We start from the raw sequence: 21,868 nt of genomic DNA, 5'->3' as shown, positions 1-21,868 counted from the left end.
GTGAAGCGCCTGCTGATTGCAGCGGCGCTGGTCGGCGTAATTGTCGGCGCGTGGTTTGCGTGGGGCTGGTACGGCGCGAGCACCGTCAGCAAGGAGACGGCCTTTACGGTACCCGATGGGGCGACACTGACCTCGGTCGCTGGCAAACTTGAGGATGAAGGCCTGATCGGTTCCTCGAGCAGCTTTCTGCTGCGGGCGAAGATACTGGGCAGCGGCGATCCGGTACAGCGGGGGGAGTTCGCGATCCCTGAGGGCGCGAGCGGCGCGGCCATTCTCGACACACTACAGCACGGCCAGGTCATTCGCCGGTTCGTCACCGTGCCTGAAGGTCTGCCGTCGATCATGGTCTACGAAAAGCTCATGGCCGAGCCTCTGCTGACCGGTCCGATCCCGGTCCCTGCCGAGGGTTCGGTGCTCCCGGACACCTACGATTTCGAGCGCGGCGAAGCGCGAACAGCGGTTCTGGCGCGGATGCGCACGGCCATGACGAAATACCTCGCCGAGGCCTGGTCGAAACGGAAACCCGGCATTGCGGTTTCGACCCCCGAGCAGGCGGTGACGCTGGCGTCGATCGTTGAAAAGGAAACCGGCGTTGCAAGCGAGCGGCGGATGGTGGCCGGGCTGTATTCCAACCGGGTCAAGCAGGGGATGCCGTTGCAGGCCGACCCGACGATTATCTACCCCATCACCAAGGGCAAGCCGCTGGGGCGCCGCATCCGCCAGAGCGAGATCGCCGCGGTGAATGGCTACAACACCTACACCATGAGCGGGATGCCGGTGGGTCCGATCACCAACCCGGGCCGCGAAAGCATCGCCGCGGTGCTTGATCCTGCGCAGACGCAGGCGCTGTTCATGGTCGCCGATGGCAAGGGCGGGCATGTATTCGCCAACACCTTGGCCGAGCACAACGCTAACGTGCAACGCTGGTTCGCCATCCGCCGCGCGCGCGGAGAACTCGACTGAGCGGGCGCGATCTCGCGCCGCTGATCGTGACTGCCGAATTGCCCGAGGCGCTGCAGTCGCGCGCCGACCAGTTGCGGCGCGAGCATTTCCCGCCGGAGCGCAACCACTTAGCGGCGCACGTGACGCTGTTCCATGCGCTGCCGCCGCAATACGAAGACGAACTCCGCGACCTGCTCGCCAGTGAAGCGCGTGCACGGCCAGTGCCTGCACGGCTTGAGGGCATCATGTCGCTCGGCGGCGGCACTGCGCTTAAGCTTTCAAGCCCTACCATGCTCGACCTGCGCGAACGCATCGCCGAGCGCTTTCATGGACTGTTGACGCCGCAGGACCAGCAAGTCCCCAGGCTTCACGTGACGATCCAGAACAAGGTCACCAGCACCAAGGCGAAGGCACTCCAGGCACAGCTTGCCACCGTCATCGTGCCGCTCGGCTTTACCTTCGCCGGCCTGGCGCTGCACCGGTATCGCGGCGGTCCGTGGGAACTGGCGAAACGCTGGTCATTCCGCGGTTGACCAGGCGGAGCGGCCAACCTAAGTGCGCCGCCTGTCCGGGCCTCGCGCCGGGCCTGCCCCTGGGGCGGAGTAGCTCAGCTGGTTAGAGCAGCGGAATCATAATCCGCGTGTCGGGGGTTCAAGTCCCTCCTCCGCTACCATTCTTCGTGCTGCGAAATCAGAGACTTAGGTAGGCGCTGATGTAGCGACGCCGCTTAGAACACGTTGCGCCACAATGCATCGCAGTTCTTTGATTTACCCCGCTTTTCCGTGGCTTCCGGCGAGTCCGTGCAACACGAGTGCAGCATGGGTGAGGTGGTGAAAGCGCTGTTAGTGGGCTAACATCGCGAACTCCGCGTCGCTCTCTTTCGGCAACTTAGCCCGCTCGCGTGGGGATAGAGCATGACTACAGGATTGGGGCGCCGCCGATCGTTAGGGGCAATCGTATTACATCGGCGCCCCGGATCTCTTCTAGACTGAGCAGGGTGCGACGCCGTCAACGCTATGATCCGCATAAACCCGTATTGCCGCGTTGCCCCCAAAGCGTTCCAAGCCGGTCCACCTCCTAACCCGCTCTTTACGTTCAGCGACTGAGGGGGTTAGCTTCATCCTAACGGTGGGGGTGCGGCATGGGCAACGACGGTAGCGGGAAACCAGCGGCAAGCGCGTTCAACTGGGCAACTTTATCCAGCGAGGAGAGCATCGAAAGCTACCTCATCGAATGCCGAGCAACTGGTGACGATGAGATCATTCGCGATGCCGAGTATTTGTCCGCTCTGGCGCGCGAGGCACTTGCGCGTCAGAGATGATCTTCTAGGCCGCGCACCTTATCGCGAAGCGATCGGCCGCCCCCTCGCAATGCGTCGCCTCAAAGTCCTTCCTGCCGCACATCCCGCACTTCATGTTCTTTGCCAGGTGCGACAGCCGTGTGTCGGCACCGCGGCGCATCAGGCGCTCTAGCAGCTTGTCAGGATCGCAGCGGCGCATGTGTCCGCACTTGCAGGTGAGCTTCAGCCAATACCCCCGCTTGGCAATGTCGGAGAGGGTGTTGATTCGCTGGAAGCCCATGCCTCTCGGCTAGAACGAAAGCGGAACACGGTGCAAGCGCCCGCGTTAGAATGCAGCGTCGAACTTCGCTTGAAGGAGCTAGGGAGCTGGCGAGGCCAGCAAAGACGGAGAAACGCATGAGGGCGATAATCGCTCGCGCTGGCGGGAATTCTCGTAAGCTGCAATGAGGAGCCTGAAGACATACCTGGCGTCAACGGTCTTGTGAGCCAAGTTGAAGGCAACGAGGTAGGCACCGACACCGATCGTTGGATCGAGATGAAGAACATCGCGAACGAATGGGAGCGTGTCGGCCTCATCTTCGGTTATGCTGGCGACTACGTCGAGTGCTTGAATGCGATAGCGGGCCTAAGCAGGTTAATTACGCGCGGGAATATCGCTGCGTCCCTGCCAGTTGAGCACCTCCCTGCAACGCACCAGTCCGCCTAGCTTGCGACATGCCCCGGCATGATCGCGCAGAGCTTGAGTTCACCATGGTGCTTTGCGGGTCTGATGCCCCTAGCGAAGGTGAGTGTATTGTAAGCGTGGATGGAGTGCAGAAGAGCTACTCCATCCACGCTCGGTTCCCACGATGGCTTCGCTTCGAGATAAAGCCAGGTGGTACGAAACTTAGGCGCTTACGGAGTTATCATCATCATCATCGCCGTTCGTGGCAGCAATGACCGCGAGAACAACAACGGCAATCGCGGCCGCGATCCCAAACCAAGCCAGCCCATTGCCGCTCATCTCGCTTTCTTCGGTCACGGGTGCTGAGGCGCGAGGTGCGGCCTGAGCGGCCACTGGCGCTGCGACAAGTGAACCTGCGGCAAGTGCAGCCGCTAATTTGTTCGAGATACTCATAGGAATTCCTTTTCTCCGCCGGAATGGTTCGAACTGATGGAATGAAAGATAGTGCCCGTTCTGCGAACCTAATCGGCCAGCAGCACCTCTGCGGCGGCGAACGGTGGCCTAGGCGGGTTGTGAACGGCCAAATCCATTAGGCGCCACCGCGCGCGCTCGGATCTAGGTGGAGCCGATCTGGAGACAGATAGCGGCCGTCTGCTCTGCGCTCAATTTCGGTCGTACGGCCTTGTCGCCGACGATCCCGAAAATCGCCATTCGTTCAGCCAGCGCTCAACTGGTTCAGACCCGACATTGCGCTCCCGGCTTAATAGCCGTCACCACAATCATATTGGGAGTGCAGCGATCAGGGCGTCGCGCGCCATCGCCACCCGCGGGTGTCGCAGCGATGAGCGTGCCCAGACGAGGTAGTAAGCGTTGCGCGGCACCGTGACTGGGGCGGGTATCTCGATCAGCGTGCAGGCCGAGCGTTCGCCGCGGGTGAGATAGCCGGGCAGTACCGTCCAGCCGAGGCCCGCGCACAATCCCGACCGTAGCACCCTGAGGTCGGGCGCGGTCAAGGCGGGCTGGCTGGTCAGCTCGATCTGGTTTGCCTCGAGCCAGGTCCGCAGCAACGGCCGGTCGAGATCGTAGGCGAGGTGGGCTGTTTGATTGAGCCCTTCGACCAGCGGCAATTCGGCAATCCGCCCCGCCAAGGTGGGCGAGGCTACGGCGCGCAGGTGTTCCTCGCCCAGCGCATGAAAGGCCAACCGCGGATCTTCGGGTTGCGAGGCGGTGACGGCCAGGTGCACCTTGTCTTCGAGCAGCAAAGCATAGAGCGCCTCGCGCCCGCCGATATGCAGGCGCAGGTCCAGCCCTGCATCCAGCAGCGGCGCCAAGCGGGGCGTGATCATCTCTCCCAGCAGGTCCGACGGCGCGGCGATGTGGACCGTGCCCGAAATGCGGGACGAGCGGGCCCGCGCGCTGGCCAGTGCTGATTCCGCCGTGTCGAGGCTGCTTCCGATCGAAGCCGCGAGGTCGTCGGCCATCGCGGTCGGTCGAACACCCCGCGAATGTCGATCGAACAAGGGACGACCCAGTTGCGCCTCGAGCGATGCGATGTGCTGCGACGCCGCCGGTTGGGTGATGCCGATTGCCCGGGCCGCCTCGCTCAGTGAACGACGGCGGTAGACTTCGACGAAGGTGCGCAACTGCAGGAGGGACATTGCGGTTCCATAAGCGGATTTATGGCCGTCCGCCATTCCCGCTGGATTTCATGATGCCGTTCCCTGCGTATCTAGGCTGCCGAAGGGAACGATCGAATGCAAAATCGCCGCCAACTGCTGAAAGCTCTCACCGCTTTCTTTGTGGCGGTTGCGGCTGCGCCGGGTGCGTTTGCTCGTGTCCCCGACGTCAACGGAAAAGGACAATTGACGATGACCCGCATTCTGATGGTGGCCACCTCCGCCGACCGCATGACCCCCGGCACCGAACCGACGGGTGTCTGGCTCGAGGAACTTACCACCCCGTATTATGCCTTCCGCGATGCGGGTGCCGAGGTGACGCTTGCCTCGATCAAGGGCGGCGCCATCCCCGTCGACCAGCGCAGCGTCAATGCCGACGGCGAGAACGACGCTTCGGTCGAGCGCTATCTGAAGGACGAGGCCCTGAAGGCCGAGGTTGTCGGCACGCCGGTGTTCACCAGCATCGATCCCGCCGGCTACGACGCGCTGTTCCTGCCCGGTGGCCACGGCACCATGTTCGATTACCCCGGCAGCGACGAACTGGCCCGCCTGGTCGAACGCTTCGACCGCGAAGGCAAGATCGTCGCCGCCGTCTGTCATGGACCGGCAGGGCTGGTCTCGGCGAAGAAGGCCGATGGCACGCCCCTCGTGGCTGGCCGCCGTGTCGCGGGCTTCACCGACAGCGAGGAGCGCGCGGTCGGCCTCGATCAGGCGGTGCCGTTCCTGCTCGAAACGCGCCTCAAGGAACTTGGGGGCAAGCACGAGGGCGGCCCCGATTTTGCCCCCTTCGCCCTACGCGACGGCAATCTGGTGACCGGTCAGAACCCCGCCAGCGCGGCGCGCACCGCGGAACTCGTGATGGAAGCCCTCAAGGAAAAGGTCGCCTGATCATGCGCTATATCCACACCATGCTGCGCGTCGCCGATCCAGAGTCGTCGATCCGTTTCTTCACGCTGCTGGGTCTCAAGGAGACCCGGCGCATGGAGAACCAGGCCGGGCGTTACACGCTGATCTACCTTGCCGCCGACGAGGGTTTCCGCGGCGACGGCGAGCAGGGCGATGCCGAGGTCGAGCTGACGTACAACTGGCCGCCCGAGGACGGCAGCCCTGCCGAGACATACACGGGGGGCCGAAACTTCGGCCATCTCGCCTATCAGGTCGACGACATCTACGAAATCTGCGCGCGGCTGCAGGCGGGCGGCGTGACGATCAATCGCCCCCCGCGCGACGGGCACATGGCGTTCGTCCGCTCTCCGGACGGGATCTCGATCGAACTGCTGCAGCAGGGCGAACACAAGGCTCCGGTCGAACCCTGGGCCTCCATGCCCAACACGGGCGAATGGTGATGGCGAATTTGTTCGAACCGATTGAGGTTGGCGGGCTGCGGCTCGCCAACCGCATCGTCATCGCGCCGATGTGCCAGTATTCGGCAGTCGATGGCGCGATGACCGACTGGCACCAGATGCATCTCGGCCAGTTGGCGCTCTCGGGCGCGGGCGCGCTGACGATAGAGGCGACCGCGGTCAGCCCGGAAGGGCGCATCACCTACGGTGACGTCGGCCTCTACGACGACCGTACCGAAGCGGCGATGCGAAGCGTGCTCGAAAGTGTGCGCCGGTGGTCGGACATGCCGCTGATCATCCAGCTGGCCCATGCCGGCCGCAAGGCGAGCTGCGCCAAGCCGTGGCACGGCGGAGCGCAGATCGCCCCCGATACGGAGAATGGCTGGCAGACCGTGGCACCCAGCGCCATTCCCTTCGCTTCGGACGACCATCCCCCTGTCGAACTGGACAAGTCAGGGCTTTCCCGCATCCGGGAGGCGTTCGCGGATGCCGCCCGGCGCGCCGGCAGGCTCGGCATCGAAGCCATCCAGATCCACGCGGCGCATGGTTATCTGCTCCACGAGTTTCTTTCGCCGATCTCCAACCGGCGCGGCGACGAATACGGCGGCAGCCTCGACAACCGGATGCGGTTCCCACTCGAAGTGTTCGATGCCGTGCGCGAAGCGTTTCCCGCCGACCGCCCGGTCACCGTTCGCGTTTCGGGGACCGATTGGGTTGAAGGCGGCTGGACAGCGGAAGAAACCGCACGGTTTGCACAGGAGCTGGAGCGGCGCGGTTGTTCGGCAATCCACGTCTCCGGCGGCGGCCTCGACCCGCGCCAGCAAATCCCTGTCGGTCCCGGCTATCAGGTGCCGCTGGCGCGGACGGTCAAGGACGCGGTCGCCATGCCTGTCGTGGCGGTCGGAATGATCACCGATCCGCACCAGGCGGAGCGCATCCTCGAAGACGGGCATGCCGACGCCATAGCGATAGCCCGCGCTGCGCTGTGGGATCCGCGCTGGCCCTGGCACGCCGCCACCGCGCTTGGCGCATCGGTCAAGGCGCCGCCGCAATACCTCCGGTCCGAGCCCCCCGAGGCGGGCAGCATCCTCAAGGAAATGACACCATGAAAATCTCCGTCAAACTGCTTCTTGCCGCTGGCGCGGCCCTCTCGCTCGCCGCCTGCGCGACGACCCGCGAGGGTGCATCCGCGCCCCAGATCGAACAGGTCGCGACCTTCGATGGCGCGATGCCGACTGGCGTGACCGTCGCCCCCAACGGGCGCATTTTCGTCAACTTCCCGCAATGGGGCGACAACGCGCCGTTCACGGTGGCCGAACTGGTCGACGGCAAGGCGGTGCCCTATCCCGACGCCGCGACCAACCGTCCCGATCCGGCCGACCCGGCGGGGCATTTCATCTCGGTGCAGAGCGTGGTGGCCGACGGCGCCAACCGCCTCTGGGTGCTCGACACGGCGGCGCCCAAATTCTCTCAGCCGCAGGCCGGCGGTGCAAAGCTGGTGGCAATCGACCTTGCGACCGACCGGGTGGTGAAGACGATCGTCCTGCCGCCCAGCGTGGTGCTGCCCACGACCTACCTCAACGACGTGCGCTTCGATCTGCGTCAGGGTGCCGAGGGCGTCGCCTACATCACCGACAGCAGCAACGAGGGGATCGGCGGCATCATCGTCGTCGATATCGCCAGCGGGCGTGCGATCCGGCGCCTGTCGAACCATGCGACGACCAACCCCGAGCCCGGCTTCACCCCGTTTGTCGACGGCGCGGTGCTCATGAACCGCCCGGCCGACGGCCCCGCGACGCCGGTCACGATCGCAAGCGACGCGATTGCGCTCAGCGCCGACGGCAGCCTGCTGTATTACGGTCCACTGTCGGGCCGTACGCTGCACGCGATCCCCACGGCGTTGCTGCGCGACCCTTCGGTGTCCGAAGAGGAACTGGCCCGCGCGGTCCCCAGCCTTGGGCGCAAAGGCGCCTCGGACGGGATTGCCGAAGACGACCGGGGCCGCGTGTTCGCCGGCGATTACGAGAACAACGCGATCCGCGTGCTCGACCAGGGCCGCTGGACGACGGTGGTCAGCGACCCGCGCATCAGCTGGCCCGACACGCTGTCGATCGGCACCGACGGCTACCTCTACTTCACCGCCAACCAGCTTCACCGCCAGCCAGGCTTCCACGGCGGGCGGGACTTGCGCCGCAAGCCCTACGAGCTGCTCCGCATCCGGGTGGGCGCCGGGCCCGTACTGTTGCGCTCTCAGTGATCCCATCAGGCCGGGCAGGCTCGCGCGGGGCCGCCATCCGGCGAAAAATCAACAACTGACTTGAAGGAATACAATCATGACCAAGGGTATCGAAGGCAAGGTCGTTCTCATAACCGGCGGCAGCAGCGGCATCGGCGCGGAAACCGCGCGTCTTCTCGCGGAACGCGGCGCCAAGGTGGCCATCGCCGCGCGGCGCAAGGACAGGCTCGACGAGGTCGTCGCGGACATCGCCGCAAACGGTGGCACGGCACGTAGCTACGCGCTGGACGTGACCGACAAATCGGCGGTCCAGTCCGTCGTCGCCGCAATCATTGCCGACTTCGGCCGCCTCGACGTGCTGATCAACAACGCCGGGCTGATGCCGATCCGTCCGATGGCCGAGGTCAACACCGACGAGTGGGACCAGATGATCGACGTCAATCTGAAGGGTACGCTCTACGGCATCGCGGCGGCGCTTCCCGGTTTTCTCGAGCAGGGCAGCGGTCACATCATCAACTTGAGCTCGGTTGCGGGCATCAAGGTCTTCGCACCGGGCGGCACGGTCTACTCCGGCACCAAGTTCGCAGTCAGCGCGATCAGCGAGGGCTTGCGCCACGAGGTGGGGGAAAAGGTCCGGGTCACGTCAATCGAGCCAGGAGCTGTCGAAAGCGATCTGAAGTTCACGACCTCTGGCACGGCTGCCGAGACGGTGCTGGACTTCTACAAGCAGGCCATCCCGGCGGCATCGGTGGCGCGTGCTATCGCGTTCGCTGTCGAACAACCTGATGACGTCGACGTCAACGCGATCGTCATCCGGCCGACCGCACAAGAGTTCTGATTTCGACGAGGAGGCGGGGCCGCGTGTGCTTCGCCTCATGGGGAACGTACCGGCCCGCTCGTCGGTTACTTTGCCGAATAATATCTGTCCGTTTCACTTGAGAGTCATTTATGCCCAAACTTGCCCTGTATGTACCGCTGAAGGCCAAGCCCGGAAAAGAGCGCGATGTCGCCGACTTCCTGACCTCGGCATTGCCGCTCGTTCAAGCTGAGTCGGGCACTTTGACCTGGTATGCGATCGAGGAAGGTCCCGGTGCGTACGCGATCTTCGATACGTTCGACACAGAGGAGGATCGGCAGGCCCATCTTGACGGCAAGGTTGCCGCCGCACTGATGGACAAGGCAGAAGAACTGTTTTCTGAACCGCCGCAGACTCACAAGTTCACCCTACTGGCCGCGAAATAGCCGAGCGGTCGGCACCCTAGCGCGTCGCTCTCATCGCCCGGGTTAGGGTGGAACCCCGGGCGCGGCGGCGTGCGTTGAGCGGCTTTCCCCGAACCAGCCACGGAGATACTTCATGCGCACCACCCAGACGCTCGACCTCAACGACGCGCGGACGATCATCGATGCGGGGATCGCGGAGGCCGAGCGGATCGGCAACCCGATGAACATCGCGGTGGTCGACGCGGGCGGCTGCCTCCTAGCGTTTGCGCGGATGGACGATGCGTGGCGCGGCAGCGTCGACATCGCGATCGGCAAGGCATGGACGGCGCGCGCGTTCGACGTCGAGACCAAGGGGCTTGCGAATCTCGCCCAGCCGGGCGCCGACTTCTACGGCATCCATGCCTCCAACGACGGCAAGGTGATGATCTTCGCCGGGGGCGTGCCAATCAAGGTGGGCGAGACGGTGATCGGCGCGGTGGGCGTGTCGGGCGGCACCGGCAAGCAGGACCAGGGCGTGGCCGAGGCGGCGGCGCGGGCTTTCGCGCACGGCTGAGCCTTGAAGCGCGGTGGCGGGCGCGGCGGAGCCGGCTCAGTCGACAGGGGTTCAGTCGACGGCGGCGGGCTCGGGCGCCGGGCGCGCCTCCCGCGCGGCGCGGGTCGCCTTTGTTAGGCGCGTTATTCGGCCGGTTCTGGCCCAGTCATCCAGAAAACCGCCGGAAATCGATTCCAGGACGGCCCTACGGGAAGGAACCTCCCAGGTAGCAGGAGGTTCAGGAAACTGAGATCACTTGGAAGGGTACGATGTCCTCCGCCGTTGCGATGGCCCGGATCATCAGCAAGCTCTCAATTTAATAACGCGTTGAGAATAGCTGCGAAAGGAAAAGATCCGTGAAAGCTGTCGTGTACAACGGGCCAAAAGATGTTTCTGTCAATACCATCGATGATCCCAAGATCGTAAAGCAGACCGATGTTATCATCCGGCTGACCACGTCCAATATCTGCGGGTCGGACCTTCACATGTATGAGGGCCGTACCAGCTTTGAGAAGGGCAAGGTCTTCGGTCACGAAAACCTTGGCGAGGTCGTCGAAGTCGGCGCAGCCGTAGATCGTATCAAGAAGGGCGATCGCGTGTGCTTGCCGTTCAACGTCGGTTGCGGTTTCTGCGAAAATTGCGAACGCGGTTTGACGGGTTTTTGCCTCACGACCAACCCTGGAACCGCCGGCGCAGCGTATGGCTTTGCCGAGATGGGTCCGTGGCAAGGTGGTCAGGCCGAGTTGATGCGCGTTCCTTATGCGGACTTCAATTGTCTGAAGCTGCCTGAGGACGCCGAGGAGAAGGAGGATGACTATGTCATGCTCTCCGACATCTTCCCGACGGGTTGGCATGGCGTCGAACTGTCAGGTTTCCTGCCCGGCGAAAGCATCGCGATCTACGGCGCCGGTCCGGTCGGTTTGATGGCCGCGCATTCAGCCGAAATCCGCGGTGCCTCTCAGATCTTCGTGGTCGATTCTCACGATGACCGCCTGAAACTGGCCGAGGCGATGGGCGCTATTCCGATCGACCTGCGCAAGGGCGATCCCGCCCAGCAGATCCTTGACGCGACCGGCGGCCTCGGGACCGACCGGGGGGTCGAGGCGGTCGGGTATCAGTGTTGCGATCGCCACGGCAAGGAGCGCAGCAATTACACGATGAACTGCCTCGTCAAAAGCACGAAGGCCACCGGCGGGATCGGCGTCGTCGGCGTGTTCATTCCGGAAGACCCGAACGCGCCCGACGATCTCCAGAAGGAAGGCAAGATGGCGTTCGACTTCGGCAACTTCTGGTTCAAGGGCCAGAAGATCGGCACCGGTCAGTGCAATGTGAAGCACTACAACCGGCGACTGATGAAGCTTATCGAGCAAGACCGGGCCAATCCTGCCCAAATCATCTCGCACCGACTGCCGCTTGATCAGGCACCCGACGCCTACAAGCATTTCGACGAGCGCGATGCTGGTTGGACGAAGGTCGTGCTAAAGCCGGGCACCTGACCTTAGCCTTCGACGGAACAGGAAATAAAGCATGACTTTAGAAGGCAAATCAGTTGCCATTCTGATCGCACCCCGCGGGACGGAAGAACCGGAATTCTCGAAGCCCAAGCAAGCTGTCGAGGACGCTGGTGGCAAAGTGACCGTGGTCAGTTTTGAATCGGGCAAGGCTCGCACAGTCAATAGCGATCTCGACGAGGGCGGTAGCTATACGATCGACAAGACGTTTTCCGAGGTCAAAGCCGACGATTTCGACGGGCTTGTTGTGCCCGGAGGGACTGTCGGTGCAGACAAGCTGCGCGGCAACGTCGAGGCAATCGGTTTCATCCGGGCTTTCTTCGATCAGAAAAAACCTGTTGCGGCTATATGCCACGCACCCTGGACATTGATCGAGGCGGGTGTGCTCAAGGGTCGCACCTTGACGTCCTACCCGACGCTGAAGGTCGATATCGAGAACGCCGGCGGTGCATGGACCAATCAGGAAGTCGTGGTCGACAACGGCCTTGTTACCAGCCGCGATCCCGATGATCTGCCCGCCTTCTGTGCCAAACTCGTTGAGGAAATCGCAGAAGGTGCGGGCGGAGCGCTCGCAGCAGGGAATTAAGACGGGACGTTCTGACGAACCTTGTGAGGGCCTCTTCCTGGAGGAAGTTCGCACAAAGGAAGCGTGGCGGATGGCCAGCGATTGGCCATCCGCCACGCCGCGTATCACACGAACAGGGCGCACCTGACGGCACTCAAGCCCTGAGCCGCGTCAACCGCGGTGACGCGGCTCCGGCTCAAGCATCCAGATTCGACCCATTCTAACGTGTGGTTGAGATGCACCTGCCCGAACGTGCATTCGGCCAGATTTACGACTTACAGCGCCGCCTTGAGATAGCGGGCGGTGAGACTGCCTTCCGCTTCCGCAACCACGCCAGGGACGCCGCTGGCAACGATACGCCCACCATCTTCCCCGGCCCCCGGTCCCAGGTCGATGATCCAGTCCACCTGTGCGATGGCGCGCATGTCATGTTCGACGACTACGACGGTGTTGCCGGCGTCTACGAGGCCCTGCAGGTGTTGCATCAGCCGGTCGCCATCGGAGGGGTGAAGCCCCGAAGTTGGCTCGTCGAGGATGTAGATCGTGTTACCGCGTTGAGCGCGTTGCAGTTCAGTGGCCAGCTTGATGCGCTGCGCCTCCCCGCCAGACAGTTCGGTCGCCGGCTGACCGAGCCTCAGATAGCCAAGACCTATCTCCCGCAACACGTCGAGGGAGCGCATCACGGATGCCTCGCCAGCGAAGAAATCGCACGCATCGTCGACCGTCAGTTCGAGCACCTGGGCGATATTGCGCCCGTTCCATTCGACTTCGAGCGTTTGCGGGTTGTAGCGAGAGCCATGACAGGTCGAGCACGGGGCAAAAACGCTCGGCAGGAACAGCAGCTCCACCATGACGTATCCCTCGCCCTCGCACACAGGGCAGCGGCCTTGCGCGACGTTGAACGAGAACCTTCCGGGGCTGTAGTGCCGCCGGCGAGCGAGCGGCGTATCAGCGAAGATCCGTCGCACATGGTCGAACATGCCGCTGTAGGTGGATAGGTTCGAGCGCGGCGTGCGGCCGATCGGTTTCTGATCGACCCGCACCAGCCTGCGAACATGCTCCATGCCTGCGACAATGCGTCCTTCAGTGTCGTTCTGCGCAACATCGAGCAGCGGATCGATATCCTCCTCCTCGGCGACGGGGGAGCCGCCGAGGTGTTCCGTGACGAGCTCGGGCAGCGCCTGACTGACAAGACTGGATTTGCCCGATCCCGAAACGCCGGTGACAGCGGTGAAGCAGCCGATGGGGAACTCGACGTCGAGACCATGAAGATTGTTCCGCCTGATCCCTTCCAGGCGTAGCCATGCCTTGGGATCGCGCGGTGTGCGCTCACTGCGGAACGGCTCTGCGAACAGGTAGCGGCGGGTGATCGAAGTCTCGACGTCGGCAAGCCCCTCTATCGGCCCGCTGTAGAGGACTTCACCGCCCTTTTCCCCGGCTCCTGGCCCGACATCGACGAGCCATTCCGCGCGGCGGATCACGTCGAGATCATGTTCGACGACGAACAGGGAGTTGCCCGCCGCCTTGAGACGCTCGAGGATGGTGAGCAAGGCTTCGCCATCTGCCGGGTGCAACCCTGCCGAAGGCTCGTCAAGCACATAGACTACGCCGAAAAGCTGTGACGACAATTGCGTGGCAAGCCGCAAGCGCTGCAGCTCTCCCGAGGAGAGCGTCGGCGTGCTGCGGTCGAGCGAAATGTAGCCAAGGCCAAGATCGATCAGCGGCTCTAGCCGCTCGATCAATTCGCAGGCAAGGCGTTGGGCGGCGATCCGCTTCTCGTCGGAGAGATTGGGCGTGCGGCGTACGTCGGGCGCGCTCTTGTGCGCAGAGCCGCCCGCCGCAACCCGTTGTTCGACCGCTGCATCGCGGGCCGCTTTTTCCAAGACATGGCCCTTCGAGGGGGCGGAGACCGCCCCATACGCGCCTTGCGCGACGGGCATCAGCAAGTCCTTCAGCTTGAGCACCGTCAGGTCGCCGAACTCGGCAATGTCGAGGCCGGCGAATTTGACCGACAAGGCTTCGCGCTTCAGGCGCTTGCCGTCGCAGGTCGGGCAATCGCGGCCGATGATATATTGCGAGACGCGCTTCTTCATCAGCGCGCTTTTAGTGTTGGCGAAGGTTTCCAACACATAGCGGCGCGCGCCGGTGAAGGTGCCCTGATAGCTCGGCTCCATGCGGCGCTTGAGCGCCGTCCGGGTCTGTTCGGGCGTCAGGCCCGCATAGACCGGCACCGTCGGCGCCTCGTCAGTGAAGAGGATCCAGTCGCGATCCTTTTTCGGCAGGTCGCGCCACGGCGTATCGACGTCATAGCCGAGCGAAACGAGGATATCGCGCAGGTTCTGGCCATGCCACGCGGTTGGCCAGGCGGCGATCGCCCGATCGCGAATGGTGAGGCTGTCGTCAGGCACCATCGTCTCTTCGGTCGCGTCATATACGCGGCCGATGCCGTGGCAGGTCGCGCAGGCCCCCGCGACCGTGTTGGGGGAGAAATCCTCCGCATAGAGCATGGGCTGATGGCGCGGATATTCGCCGACGCGCGAATAGAGCATCCGCACCAGGCTGGAGAGCGTCGTCACGCTGCCGACCGAGGATCGCGCGTTGGCCGAGCCGCGCTGCTGCTGCAACGCGACCGCAGGCGGCAAACCGTTGATCGCGTCGACCTCCGGCACGCCCGCCTGGTCGATCAGGCGACGGGCATAGGGCGCAACCGATTCCAGATAACGCCGCTGGGCTTCGGCATAAAGGGTGCCGAACGCGAGCGATGACTTGCCCGAGCCCGATATGCCGGTGAACACCACGAAAGCGTCCCGCGGTACATCGACGTCAATATTTTTGAGGTTATTCTGGCGCGCGCCGCGAACCTGCACGCAAGCGGGCGGCCCCGTATGCCCATGATTGGTGGCCGGCGTCGTCGCGTGAATGTCCTTGCTCTTCAATTCAGTCTTCCTGCCTTATACGCCCGTGCGGCCCGTGGTTCATCACAGTCGGGTAACAGATGAATGCATTTCCCCGCGTTGCCCATTTGCCAGAGCGCGCGTCATCATGGCCGGGGTCGGGCCATGATGACGGCCGAGTTGTCGATCCGAGCGCCTCGCTCCGCTTCGGATCGGCGGGTCAGTAGTGAATGACCGTGCGGATCGACTTGCCTTCGTGCATCAGTTCGAAGGCCTCGTTGATCTCCTCCAAACCCATCGTGTGGGTAACGAACGGGGCCAGATCGATATCGCCTCGCATCGCGTCCTCGACCATGCCGGGGAGCTGTGTCCGTCCCTTGACGCCACCGAAAGCGGACCCCTTCCATACGCGGCCCGTGACGAGCTGGAATGGGCGGGTCGAGATTTCCTCGCCCGCGCCGGCAACGCCAATCACGATCGACTGACCCCAGCCACGGTGCGCTGATTCAAGCGCGGCGCGCATGACGTGCACGTTGCCGATGCACTCGAAGGTATGATCGATGCCCCAGCCCGTCATCTCGATCAGCACTTGCTGGATGGGCTTGTCATGGTCCTTGGGGTTGATGCACTCGGTCGCACCGAACTGGCGTGCCAGCTCGAACTTGGACGGATTGGTGTCGATGGCGATGATGCGACCCGCCTTCGCCTGGCGCGCACCCTGAATCGCCGCGAGGCCGATGCCGCCGAGGCCGAACACGGCGACCGAGTCTCCGGGCTGGACCTTGGCGGTATTGTGGACCGCGCCGATGCCGGTCGTGACGCCGCAGCCCAGCAGGCAGACAAGTTCGGGGTTAGCCTCGGGATTGATCTTGGCGAGCGAGACTTCGGCGACGACAGTATATTCACTGAAGGTTGAACAGCCCATGTAGTGATAGAGGGGCTGGCCATTGTACGAAAAGCGGGTGGTGCCATCGGGCATCAAGCCCTTGCCCTGCGTTTCGCGGACAGCGACGCACAGGTTAGTCTTGCCAGACACGCAGAAGTCGCACTTGCCGCACTCGGCGGTGTAGAGCGGGATCACGTGATCGCCCGGCCTGACGCTGGTGACGCCCTCACCGACCTCGACAACGATGCCCGCGCCCTCGTGGCCTAGAACCACCGGAAAAACACCCTCCGGATCGCTCCCCGCCAGTGTGTACGCGTCGGTGTGGCACACACCGGTGTGCGTCACCCGGATGAGCACTTCGCCTTTCCGGGGCGGGGCGACATCGATCTCGACGATTTCGAGTGGCTTGCCGGCCTCGAAGGCTACAGCGGCGCGAGATTTCATATTTGGATACCCTAGTTGAGTTAAACTGATTGCTGGTGCGAGGCCGTTGCGTCGGAGCCATCGCTCGCTCCCCCCCGGTTTGCCGGTCAGACCGTGACGACGACCTTGCCGATCTGTTCGTTCGATTCGAGGAAGCGATGCGCGTCCTGGATGGCGTCGAGCGGGAAAGTGCGTGCGATCCGCGGCTTGAGAGCGCCCGATTCCAGACCCGCCACGATGAACGCCTTGGCGCGATCGAGGGCGGCATCGTCCGAGACGATCTCGCTGTAGAGATACCCCTTGAGCGTGAGGCTCTTGCCCAGCACGGAGAACAACGGGAACGGCGTCGGTTCGCCGCTGAGCGCGCCATATTCGAGCAGGATGCCGCCGCGTGCCATGCTCTCGGTCAGCGGCTCGAACGACGGGCCTGCGACCGGATCGAGCACCACGCGCGCACCCTGACCATCGGTTATCTCCATCACCCTCGCTACCAGATCCTCTTCCCCGGTCGCGACGACATGATGTGCACCGGCATCGATCAGGGCCTGGCGTTTGGCGCCGGTACGCGTCGTCGCGATTACCGTCGCGCCGACCATCCGCGCAATCTGGAAGGCAGCAAGGCCGACGCTGCTGGAGGCAGCAGTGACGATGACGAAATCGCCCTCGCCGAGTTTCGCCTGCTCCACCAGCGCACCCCAGGCGGTGACATACTGCATCCACACGGCCGCGGCTTCCTCGAACGACAGCGCCGCCGGATGCTTGACGACGAGGCGGGCGGGCACGTTGGCGACCTCGCCATAAGTGCCCCAGCGCGCGATATCGAGCGGGGGGATGACGCTGACGGCTTCGCCTTCCGCAAACCCGGTCACGTCCGCGCCGACCGTAACGACAGTGCCGGCAGCCTCATAGCCCAGGCGGCTCGGGAACTCGGCTTCCTGAAGGTAGGCATGGTTGCGGAACATCACCTCGGCGCGGTTTATGCCTATCGCCTTCACCGCGATCTGCACTTCGTCGGCCGCGGGCGGGGGGACTGCCACATCTTCAATCCTGAGGACGCTGGCGTCGCCATATTCGTGGATACGGACGATGCGGCTCATCGGGGAATCCTTGATTATTGAATGATCGTTCTGTAACGGAGCAGACCACCAGTTTCAAGATATTATTTATCGATCGTTCCATATCGTGCACCAGAGATGACAGAGACGAAAACCCGTCGCCGCGCAGGTCGCCCTCGTGTGTTCGACACTGACGCTGCGCTCGACAAGGCGGTGCGGCTGTTCTGGCAGCGCGGCTACGAGGCGACATCGATGGCCGATCTAGTGGCGGAGACTGGCGTCGCCGCCGCCAGTCTCTATGCAGCGTTTGACAACAAGGCGGGGCTGTTTGCGGCGGTGATCGAGCGCTACGCCGCGACGTTCAGCGTCCACCTCTATGCACCCATCAACGATCCGGCGTTGTCCACCTACGATGCCGTCGAAGGCCTGCTGGAACGGGCGGCGTCATCATTCTCGGAACCTGGAACGCCGGCCGGCTGCTTCATGTATTCGGCAGCGGCAGCCGTTTCGCCGGCGTCCGCCGCCATCGAATGCCTGCTGCGCGACAAGCGTATCGCGGCGGAGGCCCTCCTGATCGAGCGTCTGCAACGCGGCGCCGCGCAGGGCGAGCTGGCGGCCAGCACCGATCCGGCCGTGCTGGGCAAATTCATCAACACGATCATGGAAGGCATGTCCGTTCAGGCGCGCGATGGCGCTACGCTCAACGAACTGCTCTCCATCGCCAAGATGGCACTCGATCGATGGCCGGCCCCGATATGATCGTTACAGGGTGGTCATCTGCCAATCCGCCTCCGGCGACCGATCAGTCGAACTCATCTCATAGGACGAAAGCGCATGAAACACGTGACATTGCCCGGCGGGGAAGTGGTTCCTTCAATGGGTCAAGGCACCTGGAAGATGGGCGAACGTCCCGAGCGGCGATCCGATGAGATCGCCGCGCTACGCGCCGGTGTCGAACTGGGCATGACGCTCATCGATACCGCCGAAATGTACGGCGATGGTGCAGCGGAAACGCTGATATCCGAGGCGCTGGGCAGCGTTCGCGACCAGTTGTTCCTCGTCAGCAAGGCATATCCGCAGAATGCATCGCGCTCCCGCCTTGTCGGCGCGTGCGAGGCGAGCCTGAAGCGGCTCGGCACCGACCGGCTCGACCTCTACCTGCTCCACTGGCGGGGATCGGTGCCGCTCGCTGAAACAGTGGAGGCATTGGAGGCACTCAAATCGGCAGGAAAGATCCGACACTGGGGTGTCAGCAATCTCGATACCGACGATATGGAAGAGCTTGTCGCTGCGGGCGGGGATGGCTGCGTGACCGATCAGATCCTCTACAATCTGGTCCGGCGAGGCCCTGAGTTGGACCTGTTGCCGTGGCTCGCACAGCACAAAGTGCCAGTGATGGCGTATAGTCCCGTCGAGCAGGGACGCCTCACAAGCCATCCCGCCCTCGACAAAGTAGCGGCCCAGGTTGGCGCAACCCCTGCGCAGGTGGCACTTTCCTGGACGCTGCGCCACGATGGCCTCATCGCCATCCCGAAAGCGAGTTCGATTGCACATGTGCGGGAGAACCGCGCTGCCGCAGATATCGTGCTCTCCGACGCCGACCTTGCGACACTCGATGCGGCATTTCCCCGGCCAGCGGGCCGTCGCCCACTCGAAATGCTGTAGCGTCAGATGGCGACATCCTCTCTCAAAGCAACCGAACGCAAATCGGACCGCCTCGAGGCGTTTATGGACGCGGTGCTGGCAATTGCCATCACCCTCCCGGTGACCGAACTACACGCACCAGAGCCGACTGACGGCGACCTGGCAGCGGCATACCTAAAGCTGGCACCGGAATATGCGGCCTACGCCCTTAGCGTGATCCTGATCGGCCTCTACTGGGCGCACAGCCATTTCAGCGGCAAGCTGCTGGAGAAGACCGATCACGGCTACAACCTACTGAGCATCGGCTTTCTGGCTGCCGTCAGCATCACTCCATTTCCCGCGCGCCCGTTGGTCGAACACCTCGGCGGAGATGCGGAGAGCACCACCGCCGCCCTTTGGTATCTAGGCGTAGCAGCGGCGCCCGCGACGTGGTGGTTCGTGCGTTGGGTCTATGCAACCGCGAGGGGGCTTCCAGACCCGCGCCTGACGGACGCCTACCTCAGGCGGACAACTCTCAAATTCGCCGTCACTGCCGGGGCCTATTGGGCAGGGTTCGCCCTGGCTTTCTGGAATTGGCGTGCTGGACTGATCGTCGCGGGGATCGTTACGTTGAGCTATATCGTTCCGCCAGCAAAGCCCAGCTACAAGCCAGGCCAAGAACCGGAGAATGGCGGAGACCGGCTATAGACCCGGCACGGCGGATGCTCACATCGGCTAATCAATCCAGAATTTTGTCTATCGTGATCGGCAAGGACCGCACCCGCTTACCGGTCGCGTGATAGATCGCATTGGCGATCGCAGCCGCGGTGCCGACGATACCGATCTCCCCTAGGCCTTTCACTCCGAGCGGAGTTACCTCGGGATCGGGTTCATCGACGAAGATCACTTGTATATCGTGGATGTCGGCGTGCACGGGCACATGATATTCGCCGAAATTGTGGTTCATCCAGCGTCCCAGCCGGTGGTCGGAGAAGGTCTCCTCGTGGAGCGCCATGCCGATGCCCATGACCACGCCGCCCAGGATTTGGCTGCGCGCGGTTTTCGGATTGATGATGCGGCCGGCGGCGACCGCATCGACGATGCGGGTGACGCGGATCACGCCCAGCTCCTCGTCCACCTTCACCTCCGCGAATATCGCGCTGTGTGTGTTCTTGGACTTGTGCAGACCCTTCCACATGTCGCCGAATCCGGGCGCAGCGGTCGCTTTTTCCTCGATCTCCGTCAGGTCCGCGGCGCGCATCGCATCGCCGAACGGCACCCGAACGGTCGGCGTGTCCTTCAGCACCAGGCAGCCGTCCTCGAAGAGCACGTCGTCTATCTTCGCATTGCCCAGCGGTTCACCAGCGATCTTGCCGGCCGCCTTAAGCAGCTTCTTGCCTACTGCCTGACACGCCAGCTGCACCGCTGCGCCCGATGAGGCGGCGCCCCACGACCCACCCTCGACCGGGGCCGTCGGCAGATCGGAGTCGCCCAGCTTGGCGGTGATCTGCTCGGGCGGCACGCCGAGCGTGTCGGCGGCGACCAGGGTCATGACTGTGTAGCTGCCGGTCCCGATGTCCGACGTCGCGCAAGCCACTTCCAGATGTCCGTTGGCAGTCAGCTTGGCGCTGGCGGACGTCTTGGAGAATTGCGCATCCCACATGCCGGTCGCGCAGCCCCAACCGACCAGCTCCTTGCCATCGCGCATGGAGCGCGGCTCGGCCGAGCGCTTGCTCCATCCGAATGCCTCGGCGCCCTCGCGGAACGCCTCGCGCAGCGCCTTGCTGGTGTACGGCGTGCCATTCATCGCATCGATCGGTGAGTAGTTGATCAGCCGGAACTCGAGCGGATCGACCTTGGCGACATAGGCCATCTCGTCGATCGCCATCTCGAACAGCGTCATGCCGGTCGCCGCGCCCGGCGCGCGCATGTCCGCCGATGTCGCCGTATCGATCTGGGCGACGGTGTATTCCGCGTCGGCGTTCGGGCAGTCGTAGTTCATCAACCCCCAAGTGACGACGTTCTCCATATTGTCCTCGTAGCGCGAGGTAGAGGTGGTCGCCTCGTTGCGGATCGCGGTGAGCTTGCCGGTCGTCTCCGCGCCCAGCGCGATGCTCTGGATCGCCTGCGGGCGGTAAGCGTGGCTGAACATCTGATTGCGTGTCATCGTGACCCGCACCGAGCGTTCCAGCATCTTGGCGGCAAGCACGGCCAGGAACACCTGATGCTGCGGCCGCAGGCCCGAGCCGAAGGCGCCGCCGACATACGGGTTGAGGACGCGCACCTTCTTCTTGGAGAAGCCGAAGACGCTGGCAATGTAGCCCTGCACGACCTGGGACCCTTGGGTCTTGTCATGAACGGTGATGCTGCCGTCGTCGTGCCACTCGACGGTCGATCCGAACATCTCCATCGGATTGTGGTGCTCCGGCGGGAGCCGGTAGTCGCCAGACACCTTGAGCGGGGCGTCCGCAAACGCCTGTGCCGCGTCCCCGCGGTCCTTGGGCGCCATGTAGCCGCTGCGCTTTTTCTTCGGCACATACTTCTCGCCGAGCGCGGCCTCGAAGTCGGTATTGTGCGCCTCCGCTTCGTAGGCGACCTCGACCAGGCTGGCGGCGTAGCGCGCTGCCTCGAACGTCTCGGCCATCACCAGCGCGATCGGTTGCTGGCTGAACTGGATGCGGTCATCGTAAACTGGCCGGAACGGCGAGCCGGGAATCTTCAGTTCATCCTTGTAGCTGTGGTCGGTCCAGGCGACGTGTGGCCGGTTCAGATGGGTGATGACCTCGATTACGCCGGGGACAGCGCGCGCCGCCTCCTCGTCGATACTGACGATCCGCCCTTTGGCGATCGCGGCCTCGACGATGTAGCCGTACAGCAGGTTCTCCACCGGATGCTCGGCGGCGTAGCGCGCCGTCCCGGTGACCTTCTCGACGCCATCGACGCGGTTGATCGCACTGCCGATCCCGATCTTCGCTGCGGTAGCCATGATGTCTGTTC

The 21,868-nt window shown here is 63.6% G+C and carries 22 protein-coding genes and 1 tRNA gene; 16 read left to right on the top strand and 7 right to left on the bottom strand.

Annotated elements, in window-relative coordinates:
- From mltG to C0V74_RS04670, 4 genes are all read left to right on the top strand, one after another.
- Complete coding sequence (gene mltG, locus C0V74_RS04685) at positions 1-963, top strand: endolytic transglycosylase MltG (RefSeq protein ID WP_143250839.1); 963 nt, start codon at positions 1-3, stop codon at positions 961-963.
- 26 nt (positions 964-989) lie between these two features.
- Entirely contained in the window at positions 990-1,475 is a 486-nt protein-coding gene (locus tag C0V74_RS04680; protein ID WP_246844966.1) for a 2'-5' RNA ligase family protein, read from the top strand.
- Between the two features lie 63 nt (positions 1,476-1,538).
- Positions 1,539-1,615, top strand: a tRNA-Met gene (locus tag C0V74_RS04675).
- A gap of 468 nt (positions 1,616-2,083) precedes the next feature.
- Positions 2,084-2,263: a hypothetical protein gene (locus C0V74_RS04670; RefSeq protein ID WP_143250837.1), complete on the top strand. Its 180-nt coding sequence runs from the start codon at positions 2,084-2,086 to the stop codon at positions 2,261-2,263.
- Positions 2,264-2,267: 4 nt separating this feature from the next.
- Here C0V74_RS04670 and C0V74_RS04665 read toward each other — a convergent pair whose 3' ends face one another.
- The 3 genes from C0V74_RS04665 to C0V74_RS04655 form a co-directional block, all read right to left on the bottom strand.
- Positions 2,268-2,522, bottom strand: coding sequence for a hypothetical protein (locus C0V74_RS04665; protein ID WP_143250836.1), 255 nt, complete (start codon positions 2,520-2,522; stop codon positions 2,268-2,270).
- A gap of 606 nt (positions 2,523-3,128) precedes the next feature.
- The gene (locus C0V74_RS04660) at positions 3,129-3,359 is read right to left on the bottom strand and encodes a hypothetical protein (RefSeq protein WP_143250835.1); all 231 of its coding nucleotides are present in this window, start codon (positions 3,357-3,359) and stop codon (positions 3,129-3,131) included.
- A gap of 326 nt (positions 3,360-3,685) precedes the next feature.
- Positions 3,686-4,564 carry a LysR family transcriptional regulator gene (locus C0V74_RS04655; RefSeq protein WP_143250834.1) on the bottom strand — a complete coding sequence of 293 codons (879 nt, stop codon included), beginning with the start codon at positions 4,562-4,564 and terminating at the stop codon, positions 3,686-3,688.
- A gap of 210 nt (positions 4,565-4,774) precedes the next feature.
- Here C0V74_RS04655 and C0V74_RS04650 point away from each other — a divergent pair, with 210 nt between their 5' ends.
- From C0V74_RS04650 to C0V74_RS04610, 9 genes are all read left to right on the top strand, one after another.
- Positions 4,775-5,470 carry a type 1 glutamine amidotransferase domain-containing protein gene (locus C0V74_RS04650; protein WP_143250833.1) on the top strand — a complete coding sequence of 232 codons (696 nt, stop codon included), beginning with the start codon at positions 4,775-4,777 and terminating at the stop codon, positions 5,468-5,470.
- On the top strand, positions 5,470-5,928 hold the full coding sequence (locus C0V74_RS04645; protein ID WP_143252164.1) for a VOC family protein: 459 nt from the start codon (positions 5,470-5,472) through the stop codon (positions 5,926-5,928). Before C0V74_RS04650 ends, C0V74_RS04645 begins: the two co-directional genes overlap by 1 nt.
- Positions 5,928-7,034, top strand: a complete 1,107-nt coding sequence (locus C0V74_RS04640; RefSeq protein ID WP_168194152.1) for an NADH:flavin oxidoreductase/NADH oxidase — start codon at positions 5,928-5,930, stop codon at positions 7,032-7,034. The genes C0V74_RS04645 and C0V74_RS04640 overlap by 1 nt, the downstream gene beginning before the upstream one ends.
- On the top strand, positions 7,031-8,182 hold the full coding sequence (locus C0V74_RS04635; protein ID WP_143250831.1) for an L-dopachrome tautomerase-related protein: 1,152 nt from the start codon (positions 7,031-7,033) through the stop codon (positions 8,180-8,182). Before C0V74_RS04640 ends, C0V74_RS04635 begins: the two co-directional genes overlap by 4 nt.
- Positions 8,183-8,258: 76 nt before the next feature.
- Entirely contained in the window at positions 8,259-8,999 is a 741-nt protein-coding gene (locus tag C0V74_RS04630) for an SDR family oxidoreductase (protein ID WP_062344848.1), read from the top strand.
- A 110-nt stretch (positions 9,000-9,109) separates the two neighbouring features.
- On the top strand, positions 9,110-9,403 hold the full coding sequence (locus C0V74_RS04625; protein WP_143250830.1) for an antibiotic biosynthesis monooxygenase: 294 nt from the start codon (positions 9,110-9,112) through the stop codon (positions 9,401-9,403).
- Between the two features lie 112 nt (positions 9,404-9,515).
- Entirely contained in the window at positions 9,516-9,935 is a 420-nt protein-coding gene (locus C0V74_RS04620; protein WP_143250829.1) for a heme-binding protein, read from the top strand.
- A 335-nt stretch (positions 9,936-10,270) separates the two neighbouring features.
- On the top strand, positions 10,271-11,410 hold the full coding sequence (locus C0V74_RS04615; protein ID WP_143250828.1) for a glutathione-independent formaldehyde dehydrogenase: 1,140 nt from the start codon (positions 10,271-10,273) through the stop codon (positions 11,408-11,410).
- Between the two features lie 31 nt (positions 11,411-11,441).
- Entirely contained in the window at positions 11,442-12,011 is a 570-nt protein-coding gene (locus C0V74_RS04610) for a type 1 glutamine amidotransferase domain-containing protein (protein WP_143250827.1), read from the top strand.
- 254 nt (positions 12,012-12,265) lie between these two features.
- On the opposite strand, the gene C0V74_RS04605 is transcribed toward C0V74_RS04610, so the two are convergent.
- The 3 genes from C0V74_RS04605 to C0V74_RS04595 form a co-directional block, all read right to left on the bottom strand.
- Complete coding sequence (locus C0V74_RS04605; protein WP_143252163.1) at positions 12,266-14,857, bottom strand: excinuclease ABC subunit UvrA; 2,592 nt, start codon at positions 14,855-14,857, stop codon at positions 12,266-12,268.
- 247 nt (positions 14,858-15,104) lie between these two features.
- A complete protein-coding gene (locus C0V74_RS04600) occupies positions 15,105-16,214 on the bottom strand; it encodes an S-(hydroxymethyl)glutathione dehydrogenase/class III alcohol dehydrogenase (RefSeq protein WP_143250826.1) in 1,110 nt (369 codons plus the stop codon).
- Positions 16,215-16,300: 86 nt separating this feature from the next.
- Entirely contained in the window at positions 16,301-17,290 is a 990-nt protein-coding gene (locus C0V74_RS04595) for a zinc-dependent alcohol dehydrogenase family protein (RefSeq protein ID WP_143250825.1), read from the bottom strand.
- Between the two features lie 138 nt (positions 17,291-17,428).
- On the opposite strand from C0V74_RS04595, the gene C0V74_RS04590 reads away from it, so the two are divergent.
- The 3 genes from C0V74_RS04590 (at position 17,429) to C0V74_RS04580 (ending at position 19,579) form a co-directional block, all read left to right on the top strand.
- Entirely contained in the window at positions 17,429-18,007 is a 579-nt protein-coding gene (locus C0V74_RS04590) for a TetR/AcrR family transcriptional regulator (protein WP_246844964.1), read from the top strand.
- A 75-nt stretch (positions 18,008-18,082) separates the two neighbouring features.
- On the top strand, positions 18,083-18,913 hold the full coding sequence (locus C0V74_RS04585) for an aldo/keto reductase (RefSeq protein WP_210413448.1): 831 nt from the start codon (positions 18,083-18,085) through the stop codon (positions 18,911-18,913).
- Between the two features lie 6 nt (positions 18,914-18,919).
- Entirely contained in the window at positions 18,920-19,579 is a 660-nt protein-coding gene (locus C0V74_RS04580) for a TMEM175 family protein (RefSeq protein WP_143250823.1), read from the top strand.
- Between the two features lie 31 nt (positions 19,580-19,610).
- Here the strand turns inward: C0V74_RS04580 and C0V74_RS04575 are convergent, their stop codons facing one another.
- Positions 19,611-21,857: a xanthine dehydrogenase family protein molybdopterin-binding subunit gene (locus C0V74_RS04575; RefSeq protein ID WP_143250822.1), complete on the bottom strand. Its 2,247-nt coding sequence runs from the start codon at positions 21,855-21,857 to the stop codon at positions 19,611-19,613.
- Positions 21,858-21,868 lie beyond the last annotated feature (11 nt).

The sequence above is a fragment of the Altererythrobacter sp. TH136 genome (assembly GCF_007065885.1).
Lineage (GTDB): Bacteria > Pseudomonadota > Alphaproteobacteria > Sphingomonadales > Sphingomonadaceae > Tsuneonella.
This window is presented reverse-complemented; position numbering and strand designations above follow the sequence as displayed.

Coding starts and splice junctions, on each gene's coding strand:
- C0V74_RS04670 (WP_143250837.1), top strand. CDS start 2,084: ATGGGCAACGACGGTAGCGGGAAACCAGCGGCAAGCGCGTTCAACTGG.
- C0V74_RS04665 (WP_143250836.1), bottom strand. CDS start 2,522: ATGGGCTTCCAGCGAATCAACACCCTCTCCGACATTGCCAAGCGGGGG.
- C0V74_RS04660 (WP_143250835.1), bottom strand. CDS start 3,359: ATGAGTATCTCGAACAAATTAGCGGCTGCACTTGCCGCAGGTTCACTT.
- C0V74_RS04655 (WP_143250834.1), bottom strand. CDS start 4,564: ATGTCCCTCCTGCAGTTGCGCACCTTCGTCGAAGTCTACCGCCGTCGT.
- C0V74_RS04650 (WP_143250833.1), top strand. CDS start 4,775: ATGACCCGCATTCTGATGGTGGCCACCTCCGCCGACCGCATGACCCCC.
- C0V74_RS04640 (WP_168194152.1), top strand. CDS start 5,928: ATGGCGAATTTGTTCGAACCGATTGAGGTTGGCGGGCTGCGGCTCGCC.
- C0V74_RS04635 (WP_143250831.1), top strand. CDS start 7,031: ATGAAAATCTCCGTCAAACTGCTTCTTGCCGCTGGCGCGGCCCTCTCG.
- C0V74_RS04630 (WP_062344848.1), top strand. CDS start 8,259: ATGACCAAGGGTATCGAAGGCAAGGTCGTTCTCATAACCGGCGGCAGC.
- C0V74_RS04625 (WP_143250830.1), top strand. CDS start 9,110: ATGCCCAAACTTGCCCTGTATGTACCGCTGAAGGCCAAGCCCGGAAAA.
- C0V74_RS04620 (WP_143250829.1), top strand. CDS start 9,516: ATGCGCACCACCCAGACGCTCGACCTCAACGACGCGCGGACGATCATC.
- C0V74_RS04610 (WP_143250827.1), top strand. CDS start 11,442: ATGACTTTAGAAGGCAAATCAGTTGCCATTCTGATCGCACCCCGCGGG.
- C0V74_RS04600 (WP_143250826.1), bottom strand. CDS start 16,214: ATGAAATCTCGCGCCGCTGTAGCCTTCGAGGCCGGCAAGCCACTCGAA.
- C0V74_RS04595 (WP_143250825.1), bottom strand. CDS start 17,290: ATGAGCCGCATCGTCCGTATCCACGAATATGGCGACGCCAGCGTCCTC.
- C0V74_RS04585 (WP_210413448.1), top strand. CDS start 18,083: ATGAAACACGTGACATTGCCCGGCGGGGAAGTGGTTCCTTCAATGGGT.
- C0V74_RS04580 (WP_143250823.1), top strand. CDS start 18,920: ATGGCGACATCCTCTCTCAAAGCAACCGAACGCAAATCGGACCGCCTC.
- C0V74_RS04575 (WP_143250822.1), bottom strand. CDS start 21,857: ATGGCTACCGCAGCGAAGATCGGGATCGGCAGTGCGATCAACCGCGTC.